15 protein-coding genes, 2 tRNA genes and 1 other RNA gene are annotated in these 17,653 nt (G+C 51.3%); 7 read left to right on the forward strand and 11 right to left on the reverse strand.

Annotated features, from left to right (window positions below; translation table 11 throughout):
• Positions 1–8: 8 nt before the first annotated feature.
• The 6 genes from oppF to V1566_RS15960 all read right to left on the reverse strand — a co-directional run bounded on the left by oppF (position 9) and on the right by V1566_RS15960 (position 7,013).
• Positions 9–1,013, reverse strand: coding sequence for a murein tripeptide/oligopeptide ABC transporter ATP-binding protein OppF (gene oppF / locus V1566_RS15935; RefSeq protein ID WP_023335972.1), 1,005 nt, complete (start codon positions 1,011–1,013; stop codon positions 9–11).
• Positions 1,010–2,023 carry an ABC transporter ATP-binding protein gene (locus tag V1566_RS15940; protein ID WP_029741727.1) on the reverse strand — a complete coding sequence of 338 codons (1,014 nt, stop codon included), beginning with the start codon at positions 2,021–2,023 and terminating at the stop codon, positions 1,010–1,012. Before V1566_RS15940 ends, oppF begins: the two co-directional genes overlap by 4 nt.
• 11 nt (positions 2,024–2,034) lie before the next feature.
• Complete coding sequence (gene oppC, locus V1566_RS15945; protein WP_023312096.1) at positions 2,035–2,943, reverse strand: oligopeptide ABC transporter permease OppC; 909 nt, start codon at positions 2,941–2,943, stop codon at positions 2,035–2,037.
• A 14-nt stretch (positions 2,944–2,957) separates the two neighbouring features.
• Entirely contained in the window at positions 2,958–3,878 is a 921-nt protein-coding gene (gene oppB / locus V1566_RS15950) for an oligopeptide ABC transporter permease OppB (RefSeq protein ID WP_008502786.1), read from the reverse strand.
• Between the two features lie 84 nt (positions 3,879–3,962).
• The gene (gene oppA, locus V1566_RS15955) at positions 3,963–5,594 is read right to left on the reverse strand and encodes an oligopeptide ABC transporter substrate-binding protein OppA (RefSeq protein ID WP_121424019.1); all 1,632 of its coding nucleotides are present in this window, start codon (positions 5,592–5,594) and stop codon (positions 3,963–3,965) included.
• 771 nt (positions 5,595–6,365) lie between these two features.
• Positions 6,366–7,013: a YchE family NAAT transporter gene (locus V1566_RS15960; protein ID WP_023312098.1), complete on the reverse strand. Its 648-nt coding sequence runs from the start codon at positions 7,011–7,013 to the stop codon at positions 6,366–6,368.
• Between the two features lie 478 nt (positions 7,014–7,491).
• Here V1566_RS15960 and adhE point away from each other — a divergent pair, with 478 nt between their 5' ends.
• Positions 7,492–10,170: a bifunctional acetaldehyde-CoA/alcohol dehydrogenase gene (gene adhE, locus V1566_RS15965; RefSeq protein WP_121424021.1), complete on the forward strand. Its 2,679-nt coding sequence runs from the start codon at positions 7,492–7,494 to the stop codon at positions 10,168–10,170.
• A 65-nt stretch (positions 10,171–10,235) separates the two neighbouring features.
• On the opposite strand, the gene tdk is transcribed toward adhE, so the two are convergent.
• Positions 10,236–10,850, reverse strand: a complete 615-nt coding sequence (tdk, locus tag V1566_RS15970; protein WP_395303955.1) for a thymidine kinase — start codon at positions 10,848–10,850, stop codon at positions 10,236–10,238.
• A gap of 550 nt (positions 10,851–11,400) precedes the next feature.
• Here tdk and hns point away from each other — a divergent pair.
• Positions 11,401–11,814, forward strand: coding sequence for a histone-like nucleoid-structuring protein H-NS (hns, locus tag V1566_RS15975; protein WP_008502781.1), 414 nt, complete (start codon positions 11,401–11,403; stop codon positions 11,812–11,814).
• A gap of 199 nt (positions 11,815–12,013) precedes the next feature.
• On the opposite strand, the gene galU is transcribed toward hns, so the two are convergent.
• The 3 genes from galU to rssA all read right to left on the reverse strand — a co-directional run bounded on the left by galU (position 12,014) and on the right by rssA (position 15,130).
• Positions 12,014–12,922, reverse strand: coding sequence for a UTP--glucose-1-phosphate uridylyltransferase GalU (gene galU, locus V1566_RS15980; RefSeq protein ID WP_395303956.1), 909 nt, complete (start codon positions 12,920–12,922; stop codon positions 12,014–12,016).
• Positions 12,923–13,122: 200 nt separating this feature from the next.
• Complete coding sequence (gene rssB / locus V1566_RS15985) at positions 13,123–14,136, reverse strand: two-component system response regulator RssB (RefSeq protein ID WP_021240333.1); 1,014 nt, start codon at positions 14,134–14,136, stop codon at positions 13,123–13,125.
• A gap of 91 nt (positions 14,137–14,227) precedes the next feature.
• Complete coding sequence (gene rssA, locus V1566_RS15990) at positions 14,228–15,130, reverse strand: patatin-like phospholipase RssA (protein ID WP_395303957.1); 903 nt, start codon at positions 15,128–15,130, stop codon at positions 14,228–14,230.
• Between the two features lie 114 nt (positions 15,131–15,244).
• On the opposite strand from rssA, the gene V1566_RS15995 reads away from it, so the two are divergent.
• From V1566_RS15995 to V1566_RS16015, 5 genes are all read left to right on the forward strand, one after another.
• Entirely contained in the window at positions 15,245–15,703 is a 459-nt protein-coding gene (locus tag V1566_RS15995; protein WP_395303958.1) for a YchJ family protein, read from the forward strand.
• A gap of 46 nt (positions 15,704–15,749) precedes the next feature.
• Complete coding sequence (gene purU / locus V1566_RS16000; protein ID WP_010432980.1) at positions 15,750–16,592, forward strand: formyltetrahydrofolate deformylase; 843 nt, start codon at positions 15,750–15,752, stop codon at positions 16,590–16,592.
• Positions 16,593–16,749: 157 nt separating this feature from the next.
• A tRNA-Tyr gene (locus tag V1566_RS16005) sits at positions 16,750–16,834 on the forward strand.
• Between the two features lie 35 nt (positions 16,835–16,869).
• Positions 16,870–16,954 (forward strand) — tRNA-Tyr (locus V1566_RS16010).
• A 45-nt stretch (positions 16,955–16,999) separates the two neighbouring features.
• Positions 17,000–17,130: non-coding RNA, RtT sRNA (locus V1566_RS16015), on the forward strand.
• 57 nt (positions 17,131–17,187) lie between these two features.
• Here V1566_RS16015 and V1566_RS16020 read toward each other — a convergent pair.
• Entirely contained in the window at positions 17,188–17,631 is a 444-nt protein-coding gene (locus V1566_RS16020; protein WP_063439151.1) for an Lrp/AsnC family transcriptional regulator, read from the reverse strand.
• Positions 17,632–17,653 lie beyond the last annotated feature (22 nt).

The following is a 17,653-nucleotide window of genomic DNA, read 5'->3' on the forward strand; positions in this document are numbered from 1 at the left end:
CCTTGCGATTATAACGGGTCTACTTTCAGGCAGGAAACCGCATGTCGGAAACTGCCTTCGAGAACTGGTCGCGTTTTCGCACATTCCGGCCCGGCCATTGGGCAGCGCGTGCGGAAGACGCAGCCCGACGGCGGGTTAATTGGTGAGGGTAATTCCCCTTCCAGAAGCTGGATGGTTTTATTTTTCTCCAGATCGGGATCGGGGATCGGTACCGCTGACATCAGCGCTCTGGTGTAAGGGTGCAATGGATTGTGGTACACCTCGTCATAGGTGCCCAGCTCCACGGCATGACCCAGGTACATCACCAGCACGCGGTCAGAGATGTGTTTCACCACGGCCAGGTCATGCGCGATGAAGATCAGCGACAGCCCCATTTCACGCTGCAGCTTCTGCAGCAGGTTAACTACCTGTGCCTGAATGGACACGTCCAGCGCGGAAACCGGCTCATCGCAGATAATCAGCTTCGGTTCGAGGATCAGCGCACGGGCAATACCAATACGCTGGCACTGACCGCCGGAGAATTCATGCGGATAGCGGTTGATGAGGTTAGGCAACAGGCCGACTTTCATCATCATTGCCTTAACGCGATCGCGCACTTCCTGACGAGACATCTTCGGATGATAGGTCCGCAGCGGCTCGGCAATAATCTCGCCGATGGTCATACGCGGGTTAAGTGACGCCAGCGGATCCTGGAAAATCATCTGGATATCGCTGCGCACCGCGCGCCACTCGTCGGGTTTCATGCCCAGCAGATCTTTGCCCAGCCAGGCCACTTTTCCGTCGGTAGCTTTTACCAGACCAATAATGGCTCGCGCAAAGGTCGATTTACCGCAGCCGGACTCTCCCACCACGCCCAGGGTTTCCCCTTCGTACAGGCGCAGCGTGACACCATCTACCGCTTTCAGGGTCTTCGGCGGCTGCCAGAACCACTGTTTGCCGTCTTTGATGTCGAAATGCACTTTAAGGTCAGCGATTTCGAGCAGCACGTTGCGTTTTTCATCTAATGCGTTCATACCAGCTCCTCCTGCGGCTTAAAGCAGGCGCGCAGACGGCCTGGTGCAAACTCTTCCAGCGGCGGAGCGCTGTTGCAGATTTCCATCGCGTGCGGGCAGCGCGGCTGGAACGGACAGCCTTTCGGCAGACGCAGCAGGTTTGGCGGGTTGCCCGGAATGGTGAGGAGCGATTCCCCTTCCGCATCCAGACGCGGCACCGCATTCAAAAGACCAATCGAGTACGGGTGCGCAGGCTGATAGAAGACATCGCGCGCTTTGCCGTATTCCATAGTACGACCGGCGTACATTACCAGCACTTTGTCACAGATGCCCGCCACCACGCCCAGGTCGTGGGTGATCATGATAATCGCCGTGTTGAACTCACGCTTCAGCTCGTTCAGCAGGGTCATGATTTGCGCCTGAACGGTAACGTCGAGCGCGGTGGTAGGTTCATCGGCTATCAGCAGCTTTGGCCGGCACAGCAGCGCCATCGCAATCATCACGCGCTGACGCATACCGCCAGAAAACTCGTGCGGAAACATTCGCATACGCTTACGTGCTTCCGGCATTTTCACTGCATCCAGCATTTTGACCGACTCTTCAAAGGCTTCCGCTTTGCCCAGACCTTTGTGCAGCATCAGGACTTCCATCAACTGCTCGCCTACGCGCATATACGGATTCAGCGATGTCATGGGATCCTGGAAAATCATCGAGATCTGTTCGGCACGCAGCTTGTTCAGCTCGTGTTCCGGCAGGTTGAGGATTTCACGACCGTTGAATTTAGCGGATCCCCCAATAACACCGTTAGAGGCCAGCAGGCCCATCAGTGCAAAGGCTGTCTGGGATTTTCCGGAACCGGACTCACCCACGATCCCCAGCGTTTCACCCGCGCGCAGGTTGAAGTTGAGATCGTTGACGGCGGTTACATCCCCGTCCGGCGTTTTAAAGGTCACGCGGAGGTCTTTCACATCCAGCAGAAGATTGTTCTGCTGTTGCACCTGTGGCGCAGTGGCCGTTTCAATAATTGTCATGACGGCGCTCCTTAACGGTCTTTCGGGTCGAGGGCATCACGCAGGCCATCGCCGATAAAGTTAAAACAAAACAGGGTGACGACCAGGAAACCTGCCGGATAAAGCAGCAGCCACGGTGAAACTTCCATCGAGTTTGCGCCATCGCTCAGCAGCGCGCCCCAGCTGCTTAGCGGTTCTTGCGTGCCCAGCCCCAGGAAGCTCAGGAAAGATTCAAAGAGGATCATGCTTGGCACCAGCAGTGAGGCATAGACCACCACTACGCCCAGCACGTTAGGAACAATATGGCGAACCACGATATTCCCGGTAGATACACCGCCTACCTGCGCGGCTTCGATAAACTCTTTGCGTTTGAGGCTCAGCGTCTGGCCGCGAACAATACGCGCCATATCCAGCCAGGACACCATCCCGATGGCCACGAAGATCAACAGGATGTTCTGACCAAAGAAAGTCACCAGCAGGATGACGAAGAACATGAACGGGAAGGAGTTCAGGATTTCCAGCAGACGCATCATTACCGAGTCTATTTTGCCGCCAAGATAGCCGGAAAGTGAGCCGTAGAGCGTACCCACGATCACCGCCACCAGCGCGGCAGCAATACCGACCATCAGCGAGATACGGCCACCGATAGCGACACGCACCAGCAGATCGCGTCCCGAGGAGTCCGTGCCGAAATAGTGGCCTGATTCCATATCCGGCGCGCTGGACATCATGCCCCAGTCGGTGTCGAAATAGGTAAATTGCGACAGCATCGGCGCCAGGGTCACAAACAGGGCGATGATCACCAGAACAACCAGACTGGCAACCGCTGCACGGTTGTGCATAAAGCGACGGCGCGCGTCCTGCCAGAGGCTACGACCTTCTACTTCCAGTTTTTCACTGAAGTTTTCCAGCGCCTCGCTGTTTTTCTTACTCAACATCATGGCGTGCTCCAGCGTTAGTAACGAATTTTCGGGTCGATGACGGCATACAGCACATCGACAATAGCGTTAAAGAGAATGGTCAGCGCACCGACGAGAATCGTCAGGCTCAGTACCAGCGAATAGTCGCGGTTGAGCGCGCCGTTAACGAACAGCTGACCAATGCCAGGCAGACCGTAAATTGTTTCGATAACCATAGAGCCGGTGATGATCCCGACGAATGCCGGTCCCATGTAGGAGAGCACGGGCAACAGCGCCGGTTTGAGCGCATGACGGAAGATAATCCGACGCATCGGCAGCCCTTTAGCGCGCGCGGTACGAATGAAGTTCGAGTGCAGCACTTCGATCATTGAGCCACGGGTGATACGCGCGATACTGGCGATGTACGCCAGAGATAATGCCACCATCGGCAAAATCATGAACTTCAATGCCCCGCCGTTCCAGCCGCCGCCAGGCAGCCACTTCAGCGTGATGGCAAATATCATCACCAGTAATGGCGCGACAACGAAGCTGGGTATCACTACCCCGGTCATTGCCACCCCCATCACGGCATAATCCCATTTGGTATTTTGTCTGAGCGCGGCGATAACGCCTGCGGTGACCCCGAAAACGATGGCCAGAATGAATGCCGCAGCACCCAACTTAGCCGAAACCGGGAAGCTGGACGCGACCAGGTCGTTAACGGAATAGTCTTTATATTTAAATGACGGTCCAAAATCGCCGTGGGCCAGCTGCTTCAGGTAATTGAAGTACTGGGTGGAGATAGGATCGTTCAAGTGGTATTTCGCTTCGATATTCGCCATGACTTCAGGCGGCAGCGTACGCTCACCGGTAAATGGACTTCCCGGCGCAAGGCGCATCATGAAGAAAGAAATCGTGATGAGAATAAATAGCGTTGGAATCGCTTCAAGACAGCGACGTAGGATAAATTTCAACATTGCCCGTACCTTCTGGCGTGTGCCTATATTATGTGACGTTGGTTAGACACCGTGGGGCGAGCACGCCCGCCCCACTCATTGCCATTAATGCTTGATAATATACAAGTTTTTAACGTAGATATTATCCATCGGGTCTTTACCGGTATACCCACCTACCCACGGTTTCACCAGACGGGCGTTAACGTAGTAGTAAACCGGAACGATCGCGGAATCTTTATCCAACTGCTGCTCGGCCTTAGAGTACAGTTCTGTACGCTGTGCTTCGTCAGTGGTTTTCAGCGTGTCGCCAATCAGCTTGTCGAACGCCGGGCTCTTATAGTGAGCGGTGTTGTTCGAACTGTCGCTCAGCATGGTGTTCAGGAAGGAGGTTGGTTCGTTATAGTCCGCACACCAGCCAGCACGTGCCACATCAAAGGTGCCCTGATGACGGCTGTCGAGGAAGGTTTTCCACTCCTGGTTCTCCAGCTTCACGTTCGCGCCCAGGTTCTTTTTCCAGATCGAGGCGACGGCGATAGCCAGTTTTTTGTGCAGATCGGAGGTGTTGTACAGCAGGCTGAAGGTCAGCGGCTTATCTGCGGTGTAGCCCGCTTCGGCCAGCAGTTTCTTCGCTTCTGCATTACGCTGTTCCTGAGTCTGTTTGAACCAGTCTGGCTCGGTCAGTTTTGCGCCATCTGTGTATGGAGGTGTATAGCTGTACGCCGGCAGATCGCCCTGGTTTTTCACTTTGTTCACGATGATATCGCGATCCAGTGCCAGCTTCAGCGCAGTACGGACACGTACGTCGGTAAACGGTGCTTTCTGGTTGTTGATTTCGTAGTAATAGGTGCACAGATACGGATCGACGTGAACTTCTTTAGGGATCTCTTTTTTCAGTTTCTGGAACAGCTCAATCGGCATGTTGTTATAGGTCATGTCGATTTCACCGCTGCGGTAGCGGTTAACGTCAGTCACTTCAGAAGAGATTGGCAGGTAGGTCACCTGGTCAATGACGGTTTTCGCGTTGTCCCAATACTGCGGGTTACGGTCAAGCACCATACGTTCGTTGACCACCCAGTCTTTCAGCTTATAGGCACCGTTGGTTACGATATTGGCAGGCTGCGTCCATTTCTCACCAAATTTTTCCACAGCGGATTTTGGTACCGGGGAGACGGACGGGTGAACCAGCAGCTTATAGAAGTACGGAACAGGTTCGCTCAACGTCACTTCGAAGGTATTGGCATCGATCGCTTTTACGCCCAGGTCGGTAATCGGCTTTTTGCCCGCGATGATGTCATCAATATTGGCGATGTGGCCATATTGCAGGTAGCTCGCATACGGAGAGGCGGTGTTTGGGTTCGCCAGACGCTGCCAGCTATAAACGAAATCTTCGGCTGTGACCGGTGTACCGTCGGACCATTTCGCATCTTTACGCAGATGGAAGGTCCAGACTTTGAAATCTTTGTTTTCCCATTTTTCTGCAACACCCGGCGCCGGGTGGCCGTCTACGTCTGTCACCAGCAGGCCTTCGAACAGGTCGCGGTTAACGTTAGACTCAGGAACACCTTCAATTTTGTGCGGGTCAAGAGACTGAACTTCCGCACCGTTGTTACGCACCAGCGTCTGTTTCTCAGCCAGTTGAACACCTGCAGGAACGTCCGCAGCCATTGCAGCGTTGCCCGCGATTAGCGCAGTTAAAATCCCCGCCGCTACCAGATTTTTTTTTGTGATGATGGACATTGTGTTGGTACTCCACTCATTATAATGACTGGCCTTCGCCAGCTGTGTAATCCCCTGTTGGGGCCTGTACAGCGCAGGAGTTTTTTTTGCTGCTGTCAGGTTCTTCTTTTACTGCTTGCTATCACCGACTTTTTTATTACTGACCGCTCGTATGGCCGTCTTGCGTCGATTCTTTACAGGCCTCCCCTGTTTGAGGCCTGCGCTGGATATCTGAGAAGAGAACCATATGAAAATAATTCTCATCTGCTTGTTTTATGCTGCAAAATATTAGGCCGGAAAGTATCAAATGGCGTAAACGCGCGCCAATACATTTTGCAAATTTGTTAAGCAATTCTCTTTTACGGTGAGTACCGCATCGTTGAAGGCAGCCCTGCCGGACATCGAACATCACTTAAACAACATAATATTCAACAAGATAGAGAAATCCTCCTCTTCAAGCGCGTCGCTGCGCTATCATCGAGTGATTTTGTACAAAAATTTAACAACTGATTATTATTTAGCACATTCATCTAGGGGAATGTTGAAATTACTAATATCATTTCGGTTATCTCTCAGCAAGCCCCAGAGTATCATGTGAGTAAAATAACAGAGCGATCGCAGGTTTTCTGCGCAGGCGGGTTTAGGGGGAATTAATAACTTGTTGAAATACAAGCAATGAACATTATTAGTAGAATTTATTATGATATGTGAGCATTTCAACTTTAGTTATAGGATTTACTGATAATGACGTAAAAAAAACGGAGCCGTTGCTCCGTTCTTTCATACGAAATATCAGTGCAGCAAGCCGGGGAAAATGCTTTTAATACCCGTAACGATGAATTCAATCCCTAACGCCATCAACAGCAGGCCCATGATACGCGTTATGACGTTAATGCCCGTCTGCCCCAACAGGCGCACCAGCCAGGGTGCCATGCGGAATACGCCCCAACAGCAGAGCGCGAAAAGCGCAATGGCGACGGAAAAACCTATCAGGTGCATCAGGCTATGGTAACGCGTGCCCCAGACAATAGTTGAACTGATGGCGCCAGGACCAGCCATAAGCGGTAAGGCCAGCGGCACCACGCCAATACTTTCGCGAATAGCGGTTTCTGACTTCTCCTGCTTGTTCTGTTTATCCTCGCCCAGCTTACCGCTGATCATGGACATGGCGATGGTCACGACCAGGATCCCCCCCGCAATGCGGAAAGAGTCGATCGAAATCCCGAAGAGCTGGAGAATGGCGTCACCCAGAAAAAGGGAGGTGAGCAATATGATAGCCACTGACAGGTTAGCGGTGAGGTTGGTCTTATTCCTGGCCGCCGCCGTCTGGTAACTCGTCATACTAATGAAGACAGGAATGATCCCCACCGGGTTGACCAGGGCAAACAAACCAATAAAAAATTTAAAATACGTTGGAAAATCAAAGAGCGTTTGGATCACGTTTTGCTCCGCTTATACACATGCCCGGGACTGACAATTTGTCATGAGAAATCGCGCTGAAGATACCCTTTTTATTAGCACACTTCACTCGAAATCTGTGGCAAAACGTTATCATTTCATGATGTTAAACATATGTATAATCAATGATAGCGTCACTTCCAATACTTACGTAATTATTTAACACTGGAAAAATCTCAACGAAATAACCCTGCTGAAAGGTATCAGCTTGGGGGAAAATTGATGCAGATCATGATTTCCGTACTCAGAAGTGAGTAATCTTGGTTACGCCCCCAGGGAGATCGCCTGACAAAAATGGATGATGCTAAGGTAAGGCTCTTTTAGTAAATTAGTGTGCAGATGCAGAAAGTAACTCTTTGTTTTACTTTGTGTTACGCAAGTCGTATTGGCTCTGTCTATACTGTGTGACGTATCGAGCGCTGGTTTACTAAAAGAGTTTAAACATTATCAGGAGAGCATTATGGCTGTTACTAATATCGCTGAACTGAACGCACTCGTCGAGCGCGTTAAAAAAGCCCAGCGTGAATATGCCAATTTCACCCAAGAACAGGTTGATAAAATCTTCCGCGCGGCCGCACTGGCTGCTGCAGATGCTCGAATCCCTCTCGCTAAAATGGCCGTTGCCGAATCCGGCATGGGTATCGTGGAAGATAAAGTGATCAAAAACCACTTTGCTTCCGAGTATATCTACAACGCCTATAAAGATGAGAAAACCTGTGGCGTGCTGTCCGAAGACGACACCTTCGGTACCATCACCATCGCTGAACCTATCGGCATCATCTGCGGTATTGTTCCGACAACTAACCCAACGTCTACTGCTATCTTCAAATCACTGATTAGCCTGAAGACCCGTAACGCAATCATCTTCTCTCCACATCCACGTGCGAAAGACGCGACTAACAAAGCTGCGGATATTGTCCTGCAGGCGGCGATCGCTGCTGGCGCACCAAAAGATCTGATTGGCTGGATCGACCAACCTTCCGTTGAGCTCTCCAATGCGCTGATGCATCACCCGGACATTAACCTGATCCTGGCGACCGGTGGTCCTGGCATGGTTAAAGCCGCATACAGCTCCGGTAAACCTGCCATCGGTGTGGGCGCCGGTAACACCCCCGTTGTTATCGACGAAACCGCTGATATCAAGCGTGCCGTTGCGTCTGTACTGATGTCTAAAACCTTCGATAACGGCGTGATCTGTGCATCTGAACAGTCTGTTGTTGTTGTCGATTCAGTGTACGATGCCGTTCGCGAACGTTTCGCCAGCCACGGCGGCTACCTGCTGCAGGGCAAAGAGCTGAAAGCAGTTCAGGACATCATCCTGAAAAATGGCGCGCTGAACGCCGCTATCGTGGGTCAGCCGGCCTATAAAATTGCTGAACTCGCAGGCTTTACCGTTCCGGCAACCACTAAGATCCTGATCGGTGAAGTGAAAGTTGTCGACGAAAGCGAGCCGTTTGCACACGAAAAACTGTCTCCAACGCTTGCAATGTACCGTGCGAAAGATTTCGAAGACGCGGTAGAGAAAGCCGAGAAGCTGGTTGCCATGGGCGGTATCGGTCACACGTCTTGTCTGTACACCGACCAGGATAACCAGCCAGAACGTGTTGCTCACTTCGGTCAGATGATGAAAACTGCACGTATCCTGATTAACACCCCTGCTTCTCAGGGTGGTATCGGTGACCTGTACAACTTTAAACTCGCACCTTCCCTGACTCTGGGTTGTGGTTCCTGGGGTGGTAACTCCATCTCTGAAAACGTTGGTCCAAAACACCTGATCAACAAGAAAACCGTTGCTAAGCGAGCTGAAAACATGTTGTGGCACAAACTTCCGAAATCTATCTACTTCCGCCGTGGCTCACTGCCAATCGCGCTGGATGAAGTGATTACTGATGGCCACAAACGTGCGCTCATCGTGACTGACCGTTTCCTGTTCAACAACGGCTACGCTGACCAGATCACTTCTGTGCTGAAAGCGGCTGGCGTTGAAACTGAAGTGTTCTTTGAAGTTGAAGCTGACCCTACCCTGAGCGTTGTACGTAAAGGTGCAGAACTGGCTAACTCCTTCAAACCAGATGTGATTATCGCACTGGGTGGTGGTTCCCCAATGGACGCCGCGAAAATCATGTGGGTCATGTACGAGCATCCTGAAACTCACTTCGAAGAACTGGCGCTGCGCTTTATGGACATCCGTAAACGTATCTACAAGTTCCCGAAAATGGGCGTAAAAGCGAAAATGATCGCGGTAACCACCACTTCTGGTACCGGTTCAGAAGTGACGCCATTCGCGGTAGTAACAGACGATGCAACAGGTCAGAAATACCCACTGGCTGACTATGCACTGACCCCAGATATGGCTATCGTTGATGCGAACCTGGTCATGGAAATGCCGAAGTCACTGTGTGCGTTCGGTGGTCTGGATGCGGTGACTCACGCCCTGGAAGCCTACGTTTCTGTACTGGCATCTGAGTTCTCTGACGGCCAGGCTCTGCAGGCTCTGAAACTGCTGAAAGAAAACCTGCCAGCGTCTTACAACGAAGGGTCTAAAAACCCGGTAGCGCGTGAACGCGTTCACAGTGCAGCAACCATCGCCGGTATCGCGTTTGCGAACGCCTTCCTGGGGGTTTGCCACTCTATGGCGCACAAGCTGGGTTCTCAGTTCCACATTCCTCACGGTCTGGCGAACGCCCTGCTGATCAGCAACGTTATCCGTTATAACGCTAACGACAACCCAACCAAGCAGACTGCTTTCAGCCAGTACGACCGTCCGCAAGCACGTCGTCGTTATGCTGAAATCGCAGACCACCTTGGTCTGAGCGCACCGGGCGACCGTACTGCTGCGAAGATTGAGAAACTGCTGGCATGGCTGGAAAGCCTGAAAGCTGAACTGGGTATTCCTAAATCTATCCGTGAAGCGGGCGTTCAGGAAGCTGACTTCCTCGCCCACGTAGACAAGCTGTCTGAAGATGCATTCGATGACCAGTGTACTGGTGCTAACCCGCGCTACCCACTGATCTCCGAGCTGAAACAGATTCTGCTGGATACCTTCTACGGTCGTGAGTTCAAAGAAAATGACGTTGCCGCTGTGAAAACAGAAGTTCCTGTCATCAAAGCTGACAAGAAAGCGAAGAAAAGCGCTTAACTGACAGCAAATGAAAAACCCGCCTTAATGGCGGGTTTTTTTATGTCTGAATAATAAGGCTGACCTTATTTCCTGTTGTCGTGCTGAATCGACGTCAGCGAGCCTACAGACAGCGCTTCTTTATAATGCTTACGACATACCGATACATAGCGTTCATTACCGCCTATCACCACCTGCTCACCATCTGCATAAGGTTTTCCGGCCTGGTCGAGACGAAGCACCATACTGGCTTTGCGACCGCAGAAGCAGATCGTTTTCAGTTCAACAAGTTTATCCGACCAGGCGAGCAAATACTGGCTCCCGGCAAAGAGCTCACCGCGGAAATCCGTGCGCAGCCCGTAACAAAGCACCGGAATATCGAGCTCATCAACCACCTCGGAAAGGGCGTGAACCTGTTCACGCGTCAGAAACTGGCTCTCATCTACCAGGACACAGTGAATGGGCTGATCAGCATGTTCCGCGCGAATGTCTTCAAACAGATCGGTTTTAGGGTTAAACAGCCTGGCTGGTGACGAGAGCCCTATTCTGGAGCTCACCTTCCCTGCGCCAAAGCGATCGTCAATTTCAGCCGTATAAACAACGGTACGCATCCCGCGCTCCTGGTAATTGTACGAGGATTGCAGCAACGCGGTGGATTTACCGGCATTCATTGCCGAATAGTAGAAATAAAGTTGTGCCATTGGCCGTAAAAACCCTAATCAATGTGTAATATTCCCGATGAGTCATTGTACCATATTTTGTCTGGTTATCAGCGATACAGCGCACAGAGGAAGCGGTTCAGCGCGGAGCTCAGAGCCTGCTGTTTGAGAAAATAATCCGTTAAAACAGGAAGTAAACGCACTCAGCCAGGCTAATATGTTATATGTTCAGTCAAACATAACACTTCTTTTTATAGTGGAATCACCGTTCATTAAAATTCACCATTTATTAACTATTTCAGTCTTAACATCACGGGTGGGAACTAATACAAAAGGCTGATATTTATCCGCCGCAACTATAATTCCTGCGGTAAATGTCACAAAAAAAAGATGCAATCGACCGGGTTAAGCAGGCTTGCGTGATAACAAGCGAGACTGTCGGGTGATGAAATTTAAGTTAGCGTAATTAATAATAGTGACATTATTTAGTATTTTTTGAATTCCTTACATTCCTGGCTATTGCACATCTGAATTTATGGCTCTATTATTAGGTCAACAAACCACCCCCCATTATAAGTTTGAGATTACTACAATGAGCGAAGCACTTAAAATTCTGAACAACATCCGTACTCTTCGTGCGCAAGCAAGAGAATGCACCCTCGAAACGCTTGAAGAAATGCTGGAAAAATTAGAAGTTGTAGTTAATGAACGTCGCGAAGAAGAAAGCGCTGCTGCTGCTGAAATCGAAGAGCGTACTCGTAAACTGCAGCAATATCGTGAAATGCTGATTGCTGATGGTATCGATCCAAATGAATTGCTGAACAGCATGGCTGCCGCTAAAACCGGTACCAAAGCCAAGCGTGCTGCTCGTCCTGCTAAATATAGCTACGTTGACGAGAACGGCGAAACTAAAACCTGGACTGGCCAGGGTCGTACTCCTGCTGTTATCAAGAAAGCCATGGATGAGCAAGGTAAACAGCTGGATGATTTCCTGATCAAGGATTAATCACGCCACATTCAGAAAAATCCCGCGTAATGCGGGATTTTTTTTAACCAGAATTTGCCGCAAACATCCCCTTACACTCTGTCATTAAGCGTTATTCGGCTATTTCACAACGCTTACAACCACGCTGATTACGGGGTGTTTTGGGCATAAAAAAACCGGTGGGCAACGCCTCACCGGTTTCGAACATTTGCAGCCTGGCTTATTTCTTAAAACCAGCGCTCTCTTTGAGCCAGGTTTTAAATTCTTCGCCAAGGGTATTGTGGCGAATACCATATTCAACAAACGCCTGCATATAACCGAGCTTATTACCGCAGTCGTGGCTCTTACCTTTCATATGGTAAGCCTCAACGGTCTCTTTCTCGATCAGCATATCGATGGCATCCGTAAGCTGGATCTCATCCCCTGCTCCTGGAGGCGTTTTCGCCAGCAGAGGCCAGATTTCAGCACTCAGAACGTAACGACCTACAACGGCCAGGTTTGAAGGCGCTACGTCGGCTTTAGGCTTCTCTACTACGCCAATCATTGGCACGCTTTCGCCCGGCTCAAGGTTAACGCCTTTGCAGTCAACCACACCGTACGCCGTCACGTCTTCAACAGGCTCAACCATGATCTGGCTGCTGCCGGTTTCATCAAAGCGTTTGATCATTTCAGCCAGGTTATCCTGAGAAAGATCAGATTCGTATTCGTCCAGAATAACGTCAGGCAGAATTACCGCTACAGGCTCATCACCCACAACAGGATGTGCACACATAACAGCGTGGCCAAGACCTTTCGCCAGTCCCTGACGAACCTGCATAATGGTAACGTGTGGAGGGCAAATAGACTGAACTTCTTCTAACAGCTGACGCTTAACACGCTTTTCCAGCATGGCTTCAAGTTCAAAGCTTGTATCGAAATGGTTTTCGATAGAGTTTTTTGATGAATGCGTAACCAGCACAATTTCAGTGATGCCGGCTGCGATACATTCGTTTACGACATACTGGATTAATGGTTTATCAACCAGAGGCAGCATCTCTTTAGGAATCGCCTTAGTTGCTGGTAACATCCTGGTCCCCAATCCCGCTACCGGGATGACGGCCTTTCTGACTTTCGAATTTAGGGCAGCCATTCAAATTCTCCTGAGCTGTTCAAGTTTTGAACTTTTATGCAATAAATAACGCGTTGAGTATATCAGCCTCGCCCCGCAGTCCGGGTCTGAAAAGAACGCGTTGCCGATCAATTAGGATAAATACGCATGAAACCGGGCAGCGATAGTAGCACTCCCCGCAAAACACAGGTAAAGCAATCTTAAAATTAAGATCCAATTGCTTATTCCGTGGACAACATTAAGCGTAGACGTCCCCCGGCACCCCAAATTTGGCACTGCCAGGAGGAACAGCGGTGGCTAATTTGATTAAGATACGCCGTTCCCAATGTCCCAAGCGGTACACCGTTACTTACCTGAATATGATGTTCACCGGTATTCAGTGAAGCGTTGAGACCTGCTGAAACGAGGATCAGATTCTTTAAACCGCTGTGGTAATAGCCGACCAGCAGCGGGAACTGTCCGGGCAAATTGGCCTGGCGAAAAAGCTGGTTTACCTGTTTGAGTAAACTGCCTAACTCCGGCAATCGTTGTCCTTGATGCGATAACTGTTCCTGCAGTAAACCATTAAATAGCGCGCGAAGAAGTAACGCGGCTAATACACCATTATCCCCCGCCCGGGTGACATCCAGAGAATAAAACGCAAGGTCGGAATCAGACAGAGGCGCAATATCCAGCACAAGTCCTGGCTGATCAGCCGCCACCAGCTGGCGATAATTTACGCGACAGTGTGAAATAGTTTGCTGTACGGGTGGCTGAAGCTCTTGCAACAGTTTCGCTGCGGCTGGTGGATTACTCACCAGGGCATCCCAGTCCTGGAAAAGACGCTCCTCTTCCTCTACCCGGGAATTAAACATATTGGGATAAAGGCACGCTAAGACCGTTTCACGCAGCCGGTTAAGATCCTTGACCGGCTTAAGCAGAATATCCTGTACGCCAAGGCGTAGTGCTTTGGCAATATCCGCCATATTCTCTGTGGCAGAGATCACCAGAATCGGCGTCTGATTGCCTTCGTTACGCAGATGTTCAACCAGCTTCAGTCCATTCATGCGCGGCATCGCAATGTCGCAAATCATCAAATCGGGCGTAATGCTGATCATTTTTTCCAGGGCGTCGATGCCATCTTCAGCCAGTGACGTCATTGCGCCCAGCGAGGATAACCACGAATCCAGTAGCGATCGGAAAACGGGCTCGTCTTCAACAATCAAAATGTGTTTTCCGGCCAATGGCTGCGTCATGGTTCCTCCCCTGGCTGACAGTAACTAAATAGTGGCATGCGATCGGCACTATCGCCTGTCAGATTTTGCTGAAGTAATCAAAAAAAGGTGCTTAACGTGCTGCTTGCACAAAAGGCAACAACTCGTCCATTTTCTTTTCGACGGCTAACGAGCCCGCTGCGATGGCGGCCTCAGCCCGATGGAAATCAAGGGTAGATATTTGCGGACAGTAGGGTTGAATAAGAATATCTGGCGGGTCCCCTGCCATACGATTGCGCTTAAGGCGATTCTCCAGTACCTGGATTGACGTGGTCATGATTTCTATCGCCGTCGGTGCGGTAACCGAGCGACGTGCGGCCATACGCCCGATTCTTCCGCGCAGGCGCTCATGCCAGGCCAGTTTCTCGCCCTCGGCATCTTCGCTCTGGAGATTGACCGGCATGAGGTCCTGTTGCATCAGGTGAGCGTCGTGCTGCAGATCGACAGCAATCACGATGTCCGCCCCCATTGCACGGGTCAAAGAGATGGGGACCGGGTTCACGACGCCACCGTCGACAAGCCAGTAGCCGTTGTGTGGGACAGGTGCCATGAGCCCCGGCATACTGCAGGAGGCACGCACGGCAAGGTGAATATCCCCTTCGGTCAGCCAGAGTTCGCGACCCGTGCTGAGGTTCGTCGCGACGGCGCCGAAGGGCATCTGACAATCAGTGAAGTCTTCGAGAGGCATAACCTGGCGGAACTGGTTAAATACGCGTTCGCCGCGCAACAGCCCACCACGCTGCCACGAGAGGTCCATCAGACGCAGCACGTCCCAGTAGCTGAAGGAGCGCACCCACGTCTCGAGTTCCGGAAGCTTCCCGCACGCGTAAGCGGAGCCGACAAGCGATCCTATTGAACACCCTGCGACAATATCAACGTCAATGCCCATCTTGTTTAAGGCATTAATAGCGCCGATGTGTGACCATCCCCGGGCTGCACCTGAGCCCAGCGCCAGTCCAATTTTAACCTTTCTCATTAGTCCTGTTTTACTTCCCCTGGATTCCTGACATAGCGTCAACGCAATAGCTCAGTTAACATAGTGCTACCCGAAGCGTTTAACGCCTTTATTTTTTGTTCCAGGAAGAGAATCGTGTCTCAACTCTGCCCCTGTGGTAGCGCTCTGGAGTATAGCCTATGTTGCCAGCGATATCTGTCTGGCGATCAGGTTGCACCAGACCCGTCACACCTCATGCGTTCACGGTACACTGCTTTTGTGATCAAAGACGCAGACTACCTGATCAAAACCTGGCATCCCTCCTGCCACGCTGACGAATTCAGACAGGACATCGAAACCGGGTTCGCGAACACGCAGTGGCTCGGCCTTACCGTCTATGAATCCGCAACAGGCAGTCACGCTGATGAAGGTTACGTCAGCTTTGTTGCCCGTTTTACCGAGAATAATAAACCTGGAGCCATTATCGAGCGTTCCCGGTTCTTAAAGGAAAGCGGGCAGTGGTATTATATTGACGGAACGCGCCCACAGTTTGGTCGTAACGATCCCTGCCCATGTGGTTCAGGTAAAAAATTTAAAAAGTGTTGCGGGCAGTAATGCCTGACAGCCCAGACTTCGCAAATACAAACAGGATTTCCCGGCGATGCAATCATTACAACGTAAAGTTCTGCGCACCATCTGTCCCGATCAAAAAGGGCTGATCGCACGAATTACCAACATTTGCTACAAACATGAACTGAATATCGTGCAGAACAACGAGTTCGTTGACCACCGTACCGGCCGCTTCTTTATGCGTACCGAGCTGGAAGGTATTTTCAACGACACCACCCTGCTTGCCGATCTGGACAGCGCGCTTCCGGAAGGTTCCGTGCGCGAACTGACCCCAGCAGGTCGACGCCGCATCGTGATCCTGGTGACCAAGGAAGCACACTGTCTTGGCGACCTGCTGATGAAAGCAAACTACGGCGGTCTGGACGTTGAAATTGCAGCCGTTATTGGCAATCATGAGACGCTGCGCACGCTGGTCGAGCGTTTTGATATTCCGTTCGAGCTGGTGAGCCACGAAGGCCATACCCGTGAAGAACACGACGATCTGATGGCACAGGCCATTGAAGCGCATAACCCGGACTACGTGGTGTTGGCGAAATACATGCGCGTGTTAACGCCATCCTTCGTGTCGCGTTTCCCGAACAAGATCATCAACATTCACCACTCGTTCCTGCCGGCCTTTATTGGTGCGCGTCCCTACCACCAGGCGTACGAACGCGGCGTGAAGATCATCGGTGCGACCGCGCACTACGTGAATGACAACCTGGACGAAGGTCCAATCATCATGCAGGACGTGATTCACGTGGATCACACTTACACTGCCGAGGACATGATGCGTGCGGGGCGTGACGTAGAGAAGAATGTGTTGAGTCGTGCGCTGTATCAGGTGCTGGCGCAGCGGGTCTTCGTGTACGGCAACAGAACCATCATTCTTTAATCTTTCGGAAAATGAATTGATTAGCTTTGCGCCTTTACGGATAAAAAGCAGGCAAACAGCTTCATTTCCCTAAAGGAATGCTTTACAGGGGCGTCTCATTTGATATGATGCGCCCCGCTTCCAGCAGGAAGCAGGCCAGTTAAAAGCATTACCCCGTGGTGGGGTTCCCGAGCGGCCAAAGGGAGCAGACTGTAAATCTGCCGTCATCGACTTCGAAGGTTCGAATCCTTCCTCCACCACCATCTCTCAGCACGACCTCAAAATTTGAATTACCCCTGGTGGGGTTCCCGAGCGGCCAAAGGGAGCAGACTGTAAATCTGCCGTCATCGACTTCGAAGGTTCGAATCCTTCCCCCACCACCATCACTTTCAAATAACTCCAAACCTTCTGTTCGCACCAGGCATCATGCATTTCCGTAACGGGGAAGGATGAGAAGCTTCGACTAAGGTTCGATTCGAGCGTAGCGAGAAAGCGTTGCCGCAGGCAACGACCCGAAGGGCGAGGCGCAACGCGCCGAGTAATCCTTCCCCAACATAAAAACCGAATCCGTCGTTGTAGGCCGGGTAAGGCGCAGCCGCCACCCGGCGACAGAAGCCTACATCGGCGGCAAACGGCGCTTCACCGGCGAACTTTTCACAATCGACGTATTACACTGGGCATGCTCTGCCAGACCGTCCAGCAACGTATCCAGTTGCTCTATCGATCGCACCACCAGCCTAATCACAAAGCAATCTTCCCCGGTGACTTTGTCGCTCTCAATACACTCCGGCATCGCCTGAATGTACTTATCCACCTTATGCAACAGCCCCGGCAAAGGCCGCACGCGCACCAGCGCCTGCAGTGTATACCCCAGCGCCGCCAGATTCACCCTTGCGCCATACCCCTGAATCACACCGCGCTCTTCCAGCCTTTTCAGGCGTTCTGCCGTGCTGGGGGAAGTCAGACCGATACGTCCGCTGAGCACCTTCAAAGACATGCGCGCATCCTCGACCAGACAGGCTAGAATTTGTCGGTCGATATCATCGAGAAGGTATTCCATCGCTTTCACCTAATTTTAAAAA

This window comes from Enterobacter sp. ECC-019, assembly GCF_043974075.1.
In the GTDB taxonomy this organism is placed as follows: Bacteria; Pseudomonadota; Gammaproteobacteria; order Enterobacterales; family Enterobacteriaceae; genus Enterobacter; species Enterobacter asburiae_D.